The organism is Pseudomonas sp. 34 E 7 (genome assembly GCF_900005715.1).
In the GTDB taxonomy this organism is placed as follows: domain Bacteria; phylum Pseudomonadota; class Gammaproteobacteria; order Pseudomonadales; family Pseudomonadaceae; genus Aquipseudomonas; species Aquipseudomonas orientalis_A.
In genome coordinates this window covers 1-16958 of record NZ_CVTX01000089.1, presented here as the reverse complement: position 1 = coordinate 16958, position 16958 = coordinate 1, and the positions used below count along the sequence as shown (strand labels likewise).

Annotated in this window: 13 protein-coding genes and 1 pseudogene; 9 read left to right on the top strand and 5 right to left on the bottom strand. The window is 61.6% G+C overall.

All coding sequences use genetic code 11. The annotated features are described in order from the left end of the window. The coding region (locus BFP96_RS06080) for a 2-hydroxyacid dehydrogenase (protein WP_065935824.1) at positions 1-764 on the top strand (764 nt) is incomplete at its 5' end. A 531-nt stretch (positions 765-1295) separates the two neighbouring features. On the opposite strand, the gene BFP96_RS06075 is transcribed toward BFP96_RS06080, so the two are convergent. Beyond that, positions 1296-2921, bottom strand: coding sequence for a methyl-accepting chemotaxis protein (locus tag BFP96_RS06075; protein WP_065935823.1), 1626 nt, complete (start codon positions 2919-2921; stop codon positions 1296-1298). Between the two features lie 232 nt (positions 2922-3153). On the opposite strand from BFP96_RS06075, the gene BFP96_RS06070 reads away from it, so the two are divergent. From BFP96_RS06070 to BFP96_RS06060, 3 genes are read left to right on the top strand one after another with little or no spacing between them, the layout of a single operon-like run. Further along, positions 3154-4584, top strand: coding sequence for a nucleobase:cation symporter-2 family protein (locus BFP96_RS06070; RefSeq protein ID WP_065893150.1), 1431 nt, complete (start codon positions 3154-3156; stop codon positions 4582-4584). A gap of 12 nt (positions 4585-4596) precedes the next feature. Continuing rightward, positions 4597-5058 carry an LEA type 2 family protein gene (locus BFP96_RS06065; protein ID WP_065887377.1) on the top strand — a complete coding sequence of 154 codons (462 nt, stop codon included), beginning with the start codon at positions 4597-4599 and terminating at the stop codon, positions 5056-5058. A gap of 5 nt (positions 5059-5063) precedes the next feature. After that, complete coding sequence (locus tag BFP96_RS06060) at positions 5064-5615, top strand: GNAT family N-acetyltransferase (RefSeq protein WP_065935822.1); 552 nt, start codon at positions 5064-5066, stop codon at positions 5613-5615. A gap of 216 nt (positions 5616-5831) precedes the next feature. Here the strand turns inward: BFP96_RS06060 and BFP96_RS06055 are convergent, their stop codons facing one another. Beyond that, positions 5832-6758 carry a carbon-nitrogen hydrolase family protein gene (locus BFP96_RS06055; RefSeq protein ID WP_065935821.1) on the bottom strand — a complete coding sequence of 309 codons (927 nt, stop codon included), beginning with the start codon at positions 6756-6758 and terminating at the stop codon, positions 5832-5834. A gap of 92 nt (positions 6759-6850) precedes the next feature. On the opposite strand from BFP96_RS06055, the gene BFP96_RS06050 reads away from it, so the two are divergent. Continuing rightward, positions 6851-7750, top strand: a complete 900-nt coding sequence (locus BFP96_RS06050) for a LysR family transcriptional regulator (RefSeq protein WP_065893270.1) — start codon at positions 6851-6853, stop codon at positions 7748-7750. Here BFP96_RS06050 and BFP96_RS06045 read toward each other — a convergent pair. After that, positions 7743-7997 (bottom strand): hypothetical protein, encoded by a 255-nt coding sequence (locus BFP96_RS06045; RefSeq protein WP_003190904.1) that lies wholly within the window; start codon positions 7995-7997, stop codon positions 7743-7745. The genes BFP96_RS06050 and BFP96_RS06045 overlap by 8 nt on opposite strands. A gap of 162 nt (positions 7998-8159) precedes the next feature. Between BFP96_RS06045 and BFP96_RS06040 the strand changes: the two genes are divergently transcribed. Beyond that, positions 8160-8480, top strand: a complete 321-nt coding sequence (locus BFP96_RS06040; protein ID WP_065887380.1) for a DUF883 family protein — start codon at positions 8160-8162, stop codon at positions 8478-8480. 127 nt (positions 8481-8607) lie between these two features. On the opposite strand, the gene BFP96_RS06035 is transcribed toward BFP96_RS06040, so the two are convergent. Beyond that, positions 8608-9639, bottom strand: a complete 1032-nt coding sequence (locus BFP96_RS06035) for an Ldh family oxidoreductase (RefSeq protein WP_065935820.1) — start codon at positions 9637-9639, stop codon at positions 8608-8610. 181 nt (positions 9640-9820) lie between these two features. Between BFP96_RS06035 and BFP96_RS06030 the strand changes: the two genes are divergently transcribed. Further along, on the top strand, positions 9821-14959 hold the full coding sequence (locus BFP96_RS06030; protein WP_065935819.1) for a dermonecrotic toxin domain-containing protein: 5139 nt from the start codon (positions 9821-9823) through the stop codon (positions 14957-14959). A 20-nt stretch (positions 14960-14979) separates the two neighbouring features. On the opposite strand, the gene BFP96_RS06025 is transcribed toward BFP96_RS06030, so the two are convergent. Beyond that, positions 14980-15249 carry a PepSY domain-containing protein gene (locus tag BFP96_RS06025; protein ID WP_065887383.1) on the bottom strand — a complete coding sequence of 90 codons (270 nt, stop codon included), beginning with the start codon at positions 15247-15249 and terminating at the stop codon, positions 14980-14982. A gap of 149 nt (positions 15250-15398) precedes the next feature. Between BFP96_RS06025 and BFP96_RS06020 the strand changes: the two genes are divergently transcribed. Continuing rightward, the gene (locus tag BFP96_RS06020) at positions 15399-16394 is read left to right on the top strand and encodes a FecR family protein (protein WP_065893145.1); all 996 of its coding nucleotides are present in this window, start codon (positions 15399-15401) and stop codon (positions 16392-16394) included. A 300-nt stretch (positions 16395-16694) separates the two neighbouring features. Further along, positions 16695-16958 (top strand): annotated as a pseudogene (locus BFP96_RS06015) (hypothetical protein); the annotation flags it as partial.

Below are 16958 nucleotides of genomic sequence, written 5' to 3'. Positions count from 1 at the left end.
GTGTCTCGGTGGGCGTCGATAACTACGATATCGACTACCTCACCCAACGCGGCATCCTGCTCAGCAACACGCCGGACGTGCTCACCGAAACCACCGCCGACACCGGCTTTGCGCTGATCCTGGCGACTGCCCGGCGCGTGGTGGAACTGGCCGACCTGGTGCGCGCCGGCCAATGGAACAAGAACATCGGCCCGTCGCATTTCGGCAGCGACGTACACGGCAAAACCCTGGGTATCATCGGCATGGGACGCATCGGCGAAGCCCTGGCCCAGCGCGGGCACTGTGGCTTCGGCATGCCGGTGATCTATCACAGCCATTCGCCCAAGCCTGCGGTAGAAGCCCGCTTTGACGCGCAGTACCGCAGCCTGCAGGATTTGCTCAAGGAAGCCGATTTCGTCTGCCTGACCTTGCCGCTCACCGCCGAGACCGAGAAGTTGATCGGCGCCGAGGAGTTCGCGCTGATGGGGCCGGAGACGATCTTCATCAACATTTCACGGGGCAAGGTGGTGGACGAAGCGGCGCTGGTCGAGGCCTTGCAGCAGCGCACCATTCGCGCCGCCGGCCTGGATGTGTTCGAGAAAGAACCGCTCGATCATGCGTCCCCGCTGCTGCGCTTGAACAACGTGGTGGCCACGCCGCACATCGGCTCGGCGACCCATGAGACGCGCGAAGCGATGGCCAGGTGTGCGGTGGATAATCTGTTGCAGGCGTTGGCCGGAGAGCGGCCGCAGAATCTGGTGAACGCGGCCGCCTGGAAGCAATAGCGCCCTGACAACAGGGATCAAATGTGGGAGGGGCGGTGCGACGATTCGACTTGCCCACGATGGCGGCCTCTGGGTCGACCAGGATTTTGTGTCGATCCCGGCCCAAATGTGGGAGGGGGCTTGCCCCCGATGGCGGCCTCAGAGCCGACCGGGATGTTGGATCAGATCGAGTACATATCCGTTTCTGCGGTAACGGCCACTTAGGGTTCCGCCCTGACGGCGGCTCACTTTTGAAAAGCGCAAAAGTAAGCAAAACGCTCTTGCCCCAACACTCGGCACCTCGCTTAGGCTCGGTGTGCCCGATCGAAGGCTTGAATCCGTGGGCCGCCGCAATGGGCCATCCCTGGCCCAGTGCGGCTAACCCGGCGTCCTGCCGGGTTGCCCACGGATTCAAGCCCGCGTTCGGCCAGCGTGGTTTAACGGGGCGCCTAAGATCAAGATCAAGAGCGGCTCGCTTCGCATCGTGGTTACGGTTGGCGCTACTGAGTTGTGTAGACAGCCCCCTCCCCCATTTGAACCGTATTTCAGATTTTAGATAACGAACCGGGCCACAATCGCGTTCAGATCCACCGCCAAGCGTGACAGCTCATGGCTGGCCGCACTCGTTTGATTGGCGCCCGCCGCCGATTGTGTCGCTAGGTCGCGGATATTCACCAGGTTGCGATCCACCTCGCGCGACACCTGGGCCTGCTCTTCGGACGCGCTGGCGATCACCAGGTTGCGTTCGTTGATCAGGCTGATCGACTGGGTGATCTGCTCCAGTGCAACACCGGCGGCACGGGCCATTTCCAGGGTACTTTGGGTGCGCTGGTTGCTCTGCTGCATCGATTGCACGGCTTCACCGGTGCCGTTCTGGATGCCGGCGACCATTTTTTCGATTTCCTGGGTCGACTGGGCCGTGCGATGAGCCAGTGCGCGCACCTCGTCGGCCACCACCGCAAAGCCACGCCCGGCTTCACCGGCGCGTGCCGCTTCGATCGCGGCGTTGAGCGCCAGCAGGTTGGTCTGCTCGGCAATCGCGCGGATCACGTCGAGGACCTTGCCGATGTCCCGCCCTTGCGCCGCCAGCCCTTCGATCATGGCCGCCGTGTTTTGCACGTCCTGGGTCATGGTCTGGATCGCGCCGACCGTCTCGACGACCCGGTCGCGGCCTTCCCGTGCGGCCTGGTTGGATTGGCCGGAGGCTTCGGAGGTGGACACCGCGTTGCGCGCCACCTCTTCCACCGCCGCAGTCATCTCATTGACCGCCGTGGCCGCCTGGTCGATTTCATTGTTCTGTTGCTGCAAGCCTTTGGAGGCTTCCTCGGTGACAGCGCTCAGTTCTTCGGCAGCCGACGCCAACTGCGTGGCCGAGCCTGCAATGTGCTGGATGGTCTGGCGCAGGTTGGCCTGCATGGTCGACAAGGCACTGATCAGCCGCGCCGGTTCGTCCTTGCCATCGTCTTCGATAGCCGTCGTCAGGTTGCCGCCGGCGATACTTTCAGCCGCTTGCACGGCCTTGCGCAACGGCGCGACGATGCTGCGGGTCAGCAGCCAGGCCAGCAACACCGTGAGCAACGCAGCGGCCACCGACACCAGGATGACGCCGGTAATGGCCACTTCGTAGCTGTGTTCTGCCTGGGTATCGGCGGCCTTGGCACCGGCGGCGTTGAGCGCGATCAGTTTGTTCAACTGCTCGCCCATCTGGTCGGTGCCGTCTTTGATACGGCTGTTGATCAGCGCGCGCATTTCATCGACCTTGTCTTGTTTGGACAAGGCAATCATGTCGGCTTGCGCCTTGAAATAGTTGTCCAGGGTGGTCGCAAATGCCTTGTACAACACCGTCTCCTCGGCACCTGCCGGCAGCGAGGCGTAATGGGTCTGCGCCGCCTTGACCTTGTCGACCAGCACGCCGATGCGGGTTTCGGCTTCCTGCAGGGCGACCGGCTCACGGTTGACCAGCACGCGAAAGGACAGGATGCGCATGCGCAACACGTTTTCCGTCATTTGCCCCAGGTACGTCACGCTGGGCAACTGATTGGTGCTCATGTCCAACGAAGCCTGGCGCATCAGGGTCATGCGGTCGACTGCAAATACCCCCAGGATGACCACCAGAACGGCGATGAAGGCAAACCCGAGAAAGGCGCGAGGGGCGATATTCAGATGACGGAGGGACATAGGGCTGCTCTCAGAAAGGGTGTTTGCGCGCACCCCTGCCGCGAAACGATCGGTCAGCGACAATGCGCTGCCAGACTTTGGCCACCGTTGTTGTTATTGATAGGTGGACCTATAAGAACTATCGGCACGCCCGAGGGTTTTATGCAGGGGTTTCATAAATATTTTTTTACACTTCAGGCAATCCACCGTTTCTGGCATCCTGCGCCTCCATTTTCCGACCCGAGCCCTCATTTTGTCTGACGCTCAAGCCCCTCGCCCGCGCTATAAATCCGACCTGATCTACGGCCTGGAAGACCGTCCGCACTTCACTGCGGCGGTGTTTGCCGCCCTGCAGCATGTGCTGGCGAGCTTCGTCGGCATCATCACCCCGACCCTGATCGTCGGTGGCGTGTTGGGCCTGGAAAGCGAAGTGCCTTATCTGGTGAGCATGGCGCTGTTCGTCTCGGGGCTCGGCACCTTCGTGCAGGCACGCACGTTCGGCCCCATCGGCTCGGGCCTGTTATGCCTGCAGGGCACCAGCTTTTCCTTTATCAGCGTGATTTTGAGCGCCGGGTTCATGGTCAAGGCTCGCGGCGGCGGTACCGATGAGATTCTTTCGACGATCTTTGGCATCTGCTTTTTCGCAGCCTTTATCGAAGTGGTGCTCAGCCAGTTCATCGGCAAGTTGCGCAAGCTGATTACCCCGGTGGTCACCGGCACCATCATCACCTTGATGGGGTTGTCGTTGATCAAGGTCGCGGTGACCGACATGGCCGGCGGTTTCGGCGCCAGCGACCTGGGCGCGGCGAGCAATATGGGCCTGGCGGCGCTGGTGCTGCTGACCATCGTGGTGCTCAACCGCTTCGACAACCCGTTCCTGCGCCTGGGCTCGATCGTGATCGGCCTGACCCTGGGTTTTGTCGTGGCCTGGTGGCTGGGCCGCGTCGACATGGCCGCCCTGCCCCAGGTGCCGCTGATCAGCGTGCCGGTGCCGTTCAAGTACGGCTTCTCGTTCGACTGGGTGGCGTTCATCCCGGTGGCGGTGATCTTCCTGATTTCGCCCCTGGAAGCCGCCGGTGACCTGACCGCCAACTCGATGATTTCCCAGCAGCCGGTCAAAGGCCCGCGGTATATCAAGCGCATCAAGTCCGGCCTGCTCGCCGACGGCCTCAACTCGGCGATGGCGGCCACCTTCAATAGCCTGCCGATGGTGACCTTCGCCCAGAACAACGGCGTGATCCAACTGACCGGCGTGGCCAGCCGCTACGTGGCCTACTTCATCGCCGGCCTGCTGGTGCTGCTGGGGCTGTTCCCGATGATCGGCGCGGTGCTGCAACTGATGCCCAAACCGGTGCTGGGCGGCGCGACCCTGATCATGTTTGGCACCGTGGCCGTGGCCGGCATCAAGATCCTCGCCGAAGCCGGGTTGCACCGACGCAACGTACTGATCGTGGCGATTTCCCTGGGGATGGGCCTGGGCGTTGCGGCCGTGCCCGAAGTGCTGCGCGACTTGCCCAAGGCGCTGCATAACATCTTTGAGTCGCCGATCACCGTGGGGGCGTTCTGTGCCATCCTGCTGAACATTTTCCTGCCGGAAGCGTTCATAGAGCTGGAAGAAGATGAATTCGATCCAGAGTCCTCGACCCTCAAGGTCATGCAGGACCCGGACGTTACGAAACAGTAGGAGCACGTTCAGATGCGCAAGCTCATGGTGGTATCGCTGTTGTTGCTGACCTTGAGCGCCTGCGCGCTGTTGCCCCAGCGCGATCCGGTCAACATCAACGTGGTCGGCATCGAACCGCTGCAAAGCCAGGATTTGGAAGTGCGCTTCGCCGTCAAGCTGCGGGTGCAGAACCCCAATGAAGCGGCGATCGACTACAACGGCGTGGCGCTGGATTTGGAAGTCAATGGCCGGCCGCTGGCGTCCGGGGTGAGTGATCAGGCGGGCAGCATCCCGCGTTTCTCCGAGACGGTGCTGATGGTGCCAGTGAGTGTTTCGGCGTTTTCGGTGTTGCGCCAGACCCTGGGCCTGAGCCAGACCCAGAGCCTGAATAACCTGCCGTATGTGCTGCGCGGCAAGCTGGCGGGCGGGTTGTTTGGGACCATGCGCTTTGTCGAGCGCGGCACCCTGGATTTGCCCAACACCGCAACCTGGTGACCCTCATGCAACCGACGCTGTTGACCGAACGCCTGATCCTGCGCCCGCTGGTACTGGACGATGCCGAGGCGATCCAGCAACAATTTGCCCATTGGGAAGTGGTGCGCTATCTCAATGCCATGGTGCCCTGGCCCTACCCGGCCAATGGCGCGCGCCGCTATCTTGAGGAACTTGCCCTGCCCGCCATGGCTCGCGGTGAGCAGTGGCACTGGTCGATTTGTCTTAGAAGCGCGCCTGAACAGCTGATCGGCAACATCAATCTGACGGACGAGCAGGATGACAATCGCGGCTTCTGGCTGGGCCCGCAGTGGCAGGGGCAAGGGTTTATGTCCGAGGCCAGTGCCGCCGTGACCGACTATTGGTTCAGCGTACTTGAGCGCCCCGTGCTGCGCGCGCCCAAGGCGGCGCCAAACCTGGGGTCACGGCGAATTTCCGAGCGTACGGGCATGCGCCTGGTCAGGACAGATGAGGGTAAATTCGTCGCCGGCACGCTCCCACGAGAGATCTGGGAGATCACTCGCCAAGAGTGGCTGAAATCCCAATCCCCCAAACCCTGAAGATCACATGTGGGAGGGGGCTTGCCCCCGATTACGGTCAGTCAAGCGTACGCCGCCCTCTGTAGGAGCGAGCTTGCTCGCGAAAAACGTCAACGATAACGTGTGCCTCCTGAATGAACACGGTGCCTGTGAGTTTTTCGCGAGCAAGCTCGCTCCTACAAAAAGCCTTAACTGACTGGCATTAAGCCAAGCCCCCTCCCACACGTTTAACCGCGTTTAGTCAGTGATAGAGCGCACACCCGCCCTGGCGCGCTCGTCCACCGTCAACTCAAAAATATCCGGCCTGGCGTAGTGCCCCACCACGTCATAGTCATAGCGTGCCCGCACCAACTCATCGGTATCGATCCGCGCCGTCAACAGCCCCGCTTCACCCACCAGCGGCCCGGCAAGGATGTCGCCCATCGGCCCGACGATCACGCTGCCACCGGCAATCAACGGACGATCCGCCGGCCAGTTGGCAACCTCCACGCCCAACGCCTCGGGCGAGGCCTGCACCTGGCAGGCGCTTACCACAAAGCAGCGCCCTTCATGGGCCACGTGGCGCATGCTCACCTGCCACATCTCGCGTTCATCCACGGTGGGCGCGCACCACACCTGTACACCCTTGGCGTACATCGCGGTGCGCAACAGCGGCATCATGTTTTCCCAGCACACCGCGCCGCCAATGCGCCCTACCGCAGTGTCGACTACCGGTAAGGTGGAGCCATCGCCCTTGCCCCAGATCAGTCGTTCGGTGCCGGTAGGCATCAGCTTGCGGTGCTTGGCAACCAGGCCGCCCGACGGCTCGAAATACAACACGGTGCAATACAAGGTGCTGCCACTGCGCTCGATCACGCCGAGCACCAGGCTGGCACCGGTGCGCGCCGATAACCCGGCCAGCGCCTCGGTCTCGACACCCGGCACATCGATGGCATTGGCAAAATACCGCGCAAAGGCTTCACGGCCCTCGGGCAGGCGGTAACCCAGTTGCGTGCCAAACCCTTCGCCCTTGGGATAGCCGCCGAGCAAGGCCTCGGGCATTACCACCAGTTGCGCGCCGCTGCGCTGAATCTGCTCTTCATAGCTCAGTATCTGTTTGAGGGTTTCGGCCTTGCCGCCCGGCAGCGAGCCAATTTGTAAAGCAGCCACGGTAGAAACAGGCATCACAGTCACTCCAAGTCGGTGGGGGTTGCCCATTCTCCGGCCAGGCTTGATCATGAATAAAGCCCACCTCAGTGCTAAATGATATGAGCCAGATAAATATCGCAGACGTCGACTTGAACCTGCTCAAGACCTTTGAAGCCCTGCATGACGAGTCCAGCGCCAGCCGCGCAGCGTTGCGCCTGGGGGTCACCCAGTCGGCCATCAGCGCCGGCCTGCGGCGTTTGCGCGAGTTGTACGGCGATCAGTTATTTGTGCGCACAGGACGTGGACTGGCACCCACGACACGCGCCAATCAGTTGAAACCGGTGATCAGCGAAGCACTGGACCGCTGCCGGCAAAGCCTGGCGATGATCAACCCGCAGAGCCCGAACTATCAGGGCCGCTCCGTGGTGCTGGGGCTGTCGGACGACTTTGAGATTGCCTACGGCCGTCGACTGATGGACAGCGTCGCACAGCGCCTGCCGAAACTGCGGGTCATTTTCCGCCAGACCCACAGCCAGATTGTCGCCGACGGCCTGCTCGACCGCAGCCTGGACCTGGCCATCACCGCCGGCGGTTTTGCCGAGCGGCGCCTGAGTCGGCAAGTGCTCGGCGAAGGTGACTATCGCTGCCTGGTGGACCCGGACAGCCTGGCGCCCGGCCAACAACAGATCGACCTGACGGAGTTCGTCGCGCGTGAGCATGTGCTGGTGTCGTCGGGCGGGTTTATCGGCATTACCGATGAGGGTTTGGCGGCGCGCGGCTTGCGCCGCCAGGTGTGCGCGTCCACCAGCCACTTTGCCGCGCTGGCGTTTCTGCTCAAGGGCAGCATGGCGGTGGCGACGATCCCCGGGCATGCCGCCGAGGCCATCGCCCGCCTGACCGGCTTGCGCGTATTGCCCTGCCCGCTGGCGCTGCCGCGCTACCCGGTGGAACTGGGCTGGCGCACCCAGGCCCAGCTTGACCCTATGTTGTTGAAGGTGCGTGAGGCGATCGAGGCGAGCTTTATTTAGCCGCTGCCATCAGCTTGTTGACTTCACTGCGCACCATGTTGGAAAACTCCGGCGGCGACATGCCGTCAAGTTCGGCACGCACCCATTCGGCCCATTTGCCCTTGCGCTTGGCGCGCTCACCGAACAACCGCGCGGCTTCGCCCTTGGCCTTGCCCAGGTTGGTTTGCCACAGGTCGTAGAGACGGGACTTTTCATCTTCCAGCTCGGCGCGTTCGGCGAGGGTCTTGTTGGCGAGATTGAAGCTCATGTTGAATTACCTGCTGCACAAATAGGGAACATCTTACACTGAAGGTCCAAAGGACCCGATTTGGATTTTGCCGCAAATGGGCGGCCGGAAAAATAACTGCAACTTTTGCCGGCGCCCGATACTCCATTGTTCACTGTCACATTCACTTGCAAGGAGTCACACATGGCCCGCAAAACCGCCGCCCAATCCGTCGAAGATCAAATCAAGGACCAAGCCTTCAGCGAACTGACTGCGCTGATCGAAGAATCCGACAAACTGCTCAAAAGCAGCGCGTCCCTGGTGGGTGAGGAAGGTGAAACCCTGCGTGAGCAGGTTGCCATCAAACTCAAGCAAGCCCTGGACTCCGTGTCCAATGTGCGTGAGCGCAGCAAGCCGGTCGTGGATGCCACAGAGACTTACATCGGTGGCCACCCATGGCAGACCGTGGCCATTTCCGCAGGCTTTGGCCTGGTGGTTGGCCTGCTGCTCGGTCGCCGTAACTGACCGGTACGGGTTGCGCTGATTCAAAGCTGGAACGCGGTATAAATGTGGGAGGGGGCTTGCCCCCTCCCACATTGAGTTTCATTGTTCGCTGAATCCTATATATCTGCCGGCACCCTCGCCCCCGTGTTCAATCCCCCGCCCATTCCTGAAGCTGGTTCAGCTCCTGCACTGGCAGTTCTATGCCAGTTTCCAGCGATTTTGCCCGTGCGCGATGGCGCCGATCCCCCGGTAACCGCCGCAACCCCACCGCATGCATCTGCCGCACCAGTTCATGGCTGCGCTCGGCGAAGCTTTGCCCGGCGGTCTTGCTCGGATCGATCACGATCAGTAACTGGCCGGTCCAGGGCGTACGCGCCCCCGGATGGTCGGCCCAGTTGAATTCAAAAGAAAAATGGCCGCCTGTCAGCGCTGCCGCCAGCAACTCGACCATCATCGACAACGCCGAACCCTTGTGCCCGCCAAACGGCAACAGTGCGCCGCCCTCGAGAATCGCTTTCGGGTCCTGGGTCGGCTGGCCCAGGCTGTCCACGCCCATGCCCGGCGGCAGACGTTCACCGTTGCGCGCGGCAATTTGCACGTCACCGTGGGCGATGGCACTGGTGGCCAGGTCGAACACAATCGGCGCGCCGCCTGCCTGGGGCGCCGCGAACGCGATGGGGTTGGTGCCGAAGAGCGGCCGGTCGGCCCCGTGGGGTACCACGCACGTCATGCTGTTGACCACGCTGAGCGCCACCAGCCCTTCTTCGGCGAACGGTTCGATATCCGGCCATAACGCGGCAAAGTGATGGGAATTATGGATCGCCAGCAACGCAATGCCGGCGCTGCGGGCCTTGCTCACCAGCAGCGCACGCGCGGCCGCCAGGGCCGGCTGGGCAAACCCATTGCCGGCATCGACCCGTACGAAGCCTGACGCCACATCGCTGACCGTGGGCACGGCAGCGCCGTTGACCCAGCCGCTGGCCAGGGTCGACAGGTACCCCGGGATGCGAAAGATGCCGTGGCTGTGGGCGCCATCACGTTCGGCGCTGGCGCAGTTGTGTGCAAGGATCGCCGCCACTTCCGGCGAGGTGCCGTGCCTGACGAAGATGCGCTGGAGCAATCCCACCAATTCAGTGAAGCTGATAAAGGCTGTGACAACGGTCGCAGACTGCGCAGGCATTTGAAGCTCCGTTTTTATGATTGGAAGGGGCAACGAATGGACATCCAGACCGTCGATTAAACACCACCCACGACGCTTGCTGTCAACTGACGGCGAGACTCAGGCTTGACTCAATAGTTACCCCCCGCCCGCCACGGCTGCCCGCCTACCCTGTGTGACCCTATTCACGCTGGAGACAGGCATGACCCGCGTCACCCCGCCGTATTTTTTTGACGAATTCCTGCTGCCCGTCAATCGCTCGACCCTGAGCGAACGCGAACGCGGCCTGGGGCTCACCGTCAAGGACCTGGAATGGCTGCACGGCATGTATTACGCCAGTGACGCCAGCCGTCAGGATACGCGCCTGCAACGCCACCCCATGCGCGTCGAAAAGCTGTTGATCAACCGGCTGGGCCACGCGGCGATCGTGCTCGCCGGCGCGTTTGCGATGAGCCCGAGCCCGGACGGGGCCAAGGCCCTGCTGTACACGCCCTACGGCGGTATCCAGGTGTTTGACAGCCACGCCGCGCTGCTCACAGAGCTCAGCCAGGCGCTTGCCGATTCGCTGCAGCGCGTGGCGTTGCTCAGCTTCCTGTCGATCGCGCAGCGCAACAGCCTGTCGGCAGACAGCGTCTTTACACTCACCACCTCGCCGGTGCCGGGAGCGGTCATGGACGACCAGGAGCAAGCCCTGCAGGCCTGCCAACGGGCAAACGTGCAAGCGATGCTTGAGCACTTGCAGAAAACCCCGACCCTCTCGGACATGCTCGACACACTGCTCGGGATCATGGCGCACGCTGATTTCCCCGGCCTGGATCAACGCGAAACGCGGGTAAACAGCTTTATCCATAGCCCGACGGACACCGACCGCCGCTGGATTGACTCCCTGACGCTGCGTGAAGCGTTCCTGCAGTTTTATGTAAAACATGCCTGGCCTGCGGGGCAAACCCGCGAATTCATCAACCCCAAACATGTCACTGCCGACTTCACCCCGACCCGGCTGGAGCAAGACCACAAGCATTGGGAAACGCTCATCGAGCAGACCTCCGGCACGCTGTCCAAACTGCTCGAGAGCCTGCTGCAGACCTACTGGAACGAAGACATCGACAGCGGCACCTCACGCCTTGATCTGTTCGCGCAGGTAATGGCGGACAAGTTCCGCCTCGACGTGCTGCTCAAGCGCCAGGCCGGCATCCTCAGTGCCGACGAAAGCCACGTGCTCCAGGCCCTGTTCCTCAGCGACCAGGGCGCTCGCAGCGCCTACGCCGCCGACTTGAGCGTGGAGAAAGTGCGTATCCATGCGCCCTACCAGCACTACGTGGAACTGGCCAGCACCCTGATGCTGCATCAAAGCCACGCCTACCTCTACACCCAGTCCCGTGGTGTGCAGGTGCTCCAGGACCTGGATGACCTTAAAGACGCACTGCTGACGATGCTCACGGCGGCCGGACACGAAGACGAACTGCTCAATTTCCTGTCCCTGGACGAGCGCAACACCTTTATCGGCCTGGACTCGATCAACGTTGCCGCACGTCCCGTCTCCGGGCATGTGTTCAGCGACATGCTCGAAGACATCGTCGCCAAGCAGACCAGTAATATGAACCATGCCCTGGGCCTGTATCGCAGCAGCGCCGGCCAGGTGGACCTGGATGCCTTGCTCGATTACGCCCTGGACATCCGCACCATGCTCGACAGCCGCCTGGCCGACCTGGACACCCATGGGCGCTGGACGATACATCCCGTCAGCAGCGGCAATGGCCGTCCGTCCACCGTGCAGGCCGAGCGCGCCAAGCTGCACCAGCAGCGCCTGCGAGCTGCCGAGGAAGGCCTGAACAGCGAACGCCTGAACCACCCGACACTGCGCGGCATGGTCCTACTGGCCCTGAACACGGAGCTGCAGACGCGCCAGCTGGACCTCAAGGCCGATGAAGTGTTTATCAACACCTACCCCTCCAGCGCCCAGCAGCGCGAAGAGCGCTTGCCCGTCTCGTCCCTGAGCATGGTTGAACATTTCATCGAGCGCCTGGGCCAGGAGAGCAAGCCGCTTCCCGTGTCCTCCAGGACGGGCTTTTACGAAAAACGCGAACAGGGCGCCGCGCTGAAGCTCAATAACATGACCCTCAAAACCTTCAACGACATGATCGAAAGGGTGTTGAAGGTATTTGCCGGCCATGAGCTGCGCGACCTGCCGCGCCTGTTCCTCAACAACAGCCGCGATAAGCTCGCGCATTCAATGCTGCTGGGCTTGCGCAGCGAGGCTGAACTGCGGTTGCTGGGTAAAACCCTGACGGGCCAAAGCCATGCCATTCTCGATACGGTACTGCGCAGCGACAGCCTGGTGCGCCTGACCCGGCATGGGGTCAACGGGTTTCTGCCGGATGCCTATGCGCTGGCGTTGCACGAGGGCACGTCCGACGCGCTGCTGCCGCTGGCCAATCTGTTTGTACTGACCGAGCGCGGCGGCCTTGACCCGGCGCGTTCGGGCCAGGCGCTCCTATGGACGCCACGGCGTGGCCATGAAGTGTTTTCATCGGTCTCGGCCCTGCGCGACTCCATTGCCCAGCGCCTGGCGCATCCGGTCAAACGGCTGACGCTGCTGGAGAATCTGCGCTTGTCCCAGCGCGTGCCCCATCAGGTGTATCGCCTGGCGGCGCTGCAACGCATTGACGATAACCTGCTGGACAATCGCCTGAAGAGCTACGACGAGCAAGTCATCGACGCAGTCGATCATCTACTGGCCATGGACTTGCCGGCGCGCGCCGTACAGGACCGCCTGGATGCGCTCCTGCAAATCCCCGCGCCTACCAACCTGGCACGGGCCAGGGCGCTGGCCGACGCAATGATCACCCAGCAACTGCTGCCGGTGTGGCTGGCAATGGCCCCTGCCCAAGAGCAGATTTACCATGCCGAACTGCTTGAGCAATACCGCAACAGCGCCCCGCAAGAGGAGGACTACCTCCATGGCATCCCGACCCTTCGCGAGCACACTTTTTCCGCCCTGGAAAAGCTCCTGAAGGCACGCTTTCCCGAGCACACCATCAGCCCCGACGACGTGCTGATTCCCGTGCACCAGGCCCTGGATATCCATACCTGCAGCTTGACCGACTTCGCCTTGCGCCACTGGCCGGACCTGAACAAGCAGGCCATTGTGCCGCGTTCGCGCACCGCCACACCGCTGCCCGACACCCTGGATGCCAAGGCAGTGATCCAGATGGTGCGCCAGTTGGACGTGAAATCGGTCTACCAGCAGCTGTTGCAAACCGCGCTGGACACCCGCACAGAGGCTGCGCGCCAACGTCGGCGGCGGTTCTGCCGGCAATTGCCCTGGCAGGTGCTGCAATACGCCCACGAGCACCATCTGCAGGAACGCCTGTCGACCCAGGCCCTGGGCTGGGTGCAGCAGGCGTTCGATATGCCTGACGCCCTGGCGCGTGCGGCGCTGGAGGGCGCGTCGGTGCTGTTTCGGCCCGTGGAACTGGTGGCGACTGCGGGTGCCACGGCCGCCAAGGTACTGGGCATGTACCTGATCAGCGCGCCGGATAAAGAGGCCGGCGCCGTGGTGTTGTACGCGCCCTACAGTGAAAACCATGTGCTCAAGCACTACGATAATGAACAAGCGCTGCTCGATGAGCTGGAACGACCTGGAGCACTGCAGGACTGGGTCATCCAGCACCTGGAAGATCCGCACCAGGCCGTTTACCGCGACTTGCTGCTGAACAACCGGCATCGCCCCTCGGATATTCGCCTTGCCTCGTCTGCCATAACCGGCAATCTGCTGCAGTATCTGTTCAGTGAGAACACGCTGATCCTGCTGAACATGTTCGCCTGCCAATTCAAGGAAGGCGCCCAGACGCTATGGGATAAAGCGGTCGACCTGTTCGGCAAGGGCATTGCCATGGCGGTGCACTTCATGGCGGGCAAACTCGCCTATCCGCTGGTGGTGTGGCGCAGCTACACGCTGGTCAAGCGCTCAGCGGAGGCGCTGCAAGTGCACCAGTGGCGCGCCGCGATGAAGGACTTCATCCTGGCCGTGGTGCAAATGGCCGCGCTGTACAGCGAGCTCGACGGCAGCGAAACCGCGCCGCCCGATAACGCTGACATCGTCGACCTGCCCCAGGACAACCTCCCCACGGCCACCGCCCCAGGCCTGCGGGACGTCACTGCCATTTCGCGCACACGGCTGCAGCGCTTCGAGGATCATGACGTCGCCCTGGAGAACCTGGAGCTGACTACCTCCACCCATGTTTATGAGGACCCGGCGAGCGCCAGGACGTATGTACCGCTGGCAGGCAAAGTGTATGCGGTGACGAAAACCAAGGAGCACTGGCGCCTCGGCAATAACGATCAGCAGGGCCCCTACGTGGGTCGCCATTCAAATGGCCAGTGGGTGTTGGACCTGAGCCTGCACAAACCCCGCTTCGGCCAGGCCTGGACGCGTCAGAAAACGCAACGGGCGCAGCGGCGCGAGATCAATATTGAAGCGCGAGGCATAAGGGCGATTGCCGCCGTCTCCAGTTGGAAAGCCCAGGCCATCGACGAAGCGTTGAACGTGGCGACTTACTATGCCGTCAACTGCAAGCGCAACATCCGCCATTTTGCACAGCTGATCACCCCTGATAGCCGAGTGGGTCTGTTTTTATGCGACCTGTTCGGCACCATCAACCTGGCACCGGACCAGGTAAGGAAAATCGAGACCCTCATCGACGGGATCCTCGATGAGTTGAGTGATCCGACCTTGATCGGCCCTGACTCAATGCGCCTGGTCAGCGGCGAAAGCCTGATGGACCCCACGAATGATTACGCGATGGTGCTCATCGATGACAGTGAACGCAAAGTGTTTCTGTTCGAACGTTTCTTCGATCCGAATCTGGCTGAATACGCCAACATCCTGAATGCCCCCTTCGATATATTCGCTCACGCCAGGGCTTCTACGCTGATTCATGAACTGACGCATTTGCGGTTCAAGACCGAAGACATTGTCTACCTGCGGAGCATGGAACCGTTCCGCGACCTGATCGATACCGCAAAGCCTGGCGCTCAGGCAGTGAAAACCCGCCAGGATGACTTGCAAACGACCGCACTGTCCACGCTGACGCCGGCCCGAATGCTGTTCAAGACATGGGATGACATCTCCAATACCTGGGAAGATTACGGCGTTTTCACCACCACCCACTACCTCAAGCGCAAAGTCCTGGGGATTACTGGCGCAAAGACCCTGAATGAGGCACGTCAGGTGTTCATGAGCAATATCGACAAACGCATCGACGTCATTCTCACCAACGCCGATTCGGTCACATACCTGATTACGCATCTGGGGCGCATGCTGGATGTGGGGGCCTGAACAGGCCCCCAGAGGGCGGATCAGTCCTTCTGATCTCGCAGGACATTGCCCGACATGCCGTCGATGCGAGCCTCGTAGACGGTGCCGTCGGATTTGCGGCCCTTGACTTCCCAATAGCCGTTATCGTCGGCTTCGGCGGCATAAACTTCGGTATACCCAGCCTTGGTCTTGGCCACCTCAATGGCTTTTTCAATGGTGATCCAGCCCGCTCCCGGCTTGTCGGCCAGGGCAGCGCCGGCACTCAGCAAAGCGGTGGTGGCACACAGGGCAGCTAAGGTTTTCTTCAACATGTTTAGTACTCCATGGTTGACGACAGGTTAATTCCTGAATTTTTAGGCGCGCTCAAACAAGAATAAGTTCCAATTGATGTGCAATCGCCATGCTGCTGTTCTCGCCGTGTGCTTCAGAGAGTTAGAATGCGGGAAATCAGGATGAGTCAATGAGCGAACAGTCCCTTTCAGAAGCCGAGTACGACGCCATTACCGACGCCGCCGCGCATTGGTGCATGCGCCTGCATGCCGAGGATTGCTCGGCCGCTGAGCGCCAGGCGTTTGAACAATGGCACGACGCTCACCCGCTGCATGCGTTCGAATACGCGGCGATGCTGGAAGTCTGGGACGTGGCCGATCATCTGCCGCGCAACACACCGGCGCCGGTGGTGTTGCCGTTCAAACCGCGCAAGCGCTGGCGCACCTACGCGGTCGCCGCCGCCCTGTGCCTGGGTGCCTTGCCACTGGCCGCCTTGACCGGCTGGGAAGCCGGCTGGCTGCCCAGCGCCTATAAACACTACGAAGCAACCAATGGCTTGCGCAAGATCACCCTTGCTGATGGCAGCCAGGTGGAATTGAACCTGGGCACCGAACTGGTCTATAGCGATTACAAGGACCGGCGTCAGGCCAGCTTGAAAAAGGGCGAGGCGTTTTTCAAGGTCGCCCATGACAGCAATCACCCCTTTGTCGTGCAGGCTGGCGAGGGGCAGGTGCGCGTGACGGGCACCCAGTTCAATGTCTGGACGTATGCCGACCAGGTGCGGGTGATGTTGCTTGAAGGCTCGGTGCAGATCGCCAGCGACTCGGTGCATGGCAGCGTGCCGCTGACCCCGGGGATGCAGGCCAGTTACCAACGGGGCGACGCCACCCCGCGCGTGGCGGCGATCAAACCTGACGACACGGCCCTGGCATGGCGCACGGGCAAACTGGTGCTCGACAACCTGGCCCTGGCCGATGCGCTGCCGCTGATCAACCGCTACCTGGACAAACCCGTAATGCTGGCGGACGCAGGCACCGGGAGCATTCGCATTGGCGGTATTTATAACCTCAGTGAAGTCAATAACCTCATCCCCTCCCTGCCCAAGGTATTACCGGTCTACCTGACCCAGAATCAGGACGGCAACCCGGTACTCAACTCCATTCCGCGTAAAACCCCCAAAGGCTGAGCCTGCGCCTGCCGCGTGACCTGTCCATTTTTGAAACACCCAACTGTCTTGAATCGCCCGGCGGGGACGGATTCATCGTTTTGTCATGGACACTGTTTCATCACTGATACAGCTGGCACGAGCGACCGGGCCTACGACGCCGGGCGAGGACTGTTTCAGGGTTGAAACAGCACAACCGACGAAACCGTCGGTGAAAACCATAACCTGCTGAATCCAAAGTAAAAATAAAAACCGGCACGCCTTCTGCTCTGTCCCCTACAACGCTGTTTAGGGTCAGCGTGAATAATAAGGATTGCCACCGTGAACACATTCACTCATGCCTCGATAAACGCACTGCTGATCAGTTGCGTGCTCAGTGCCGGCGCCAGCCTGCCGAGCCAGGCGGGTGACGGCGTGATCGTGACGGGGCGCGCCGTACAAGGGCATATGTACGGGCGCACCTCGCTCCCGGACCCCTACCCCAACACGGCCAACGCCAACCCCAGCAAAGAAGTGATCAGTGCCATGTCCGGCGAACTCAGCGACCGTGACATCGGCGGCATCAGCAGCGGCTCGAGCCTTGCG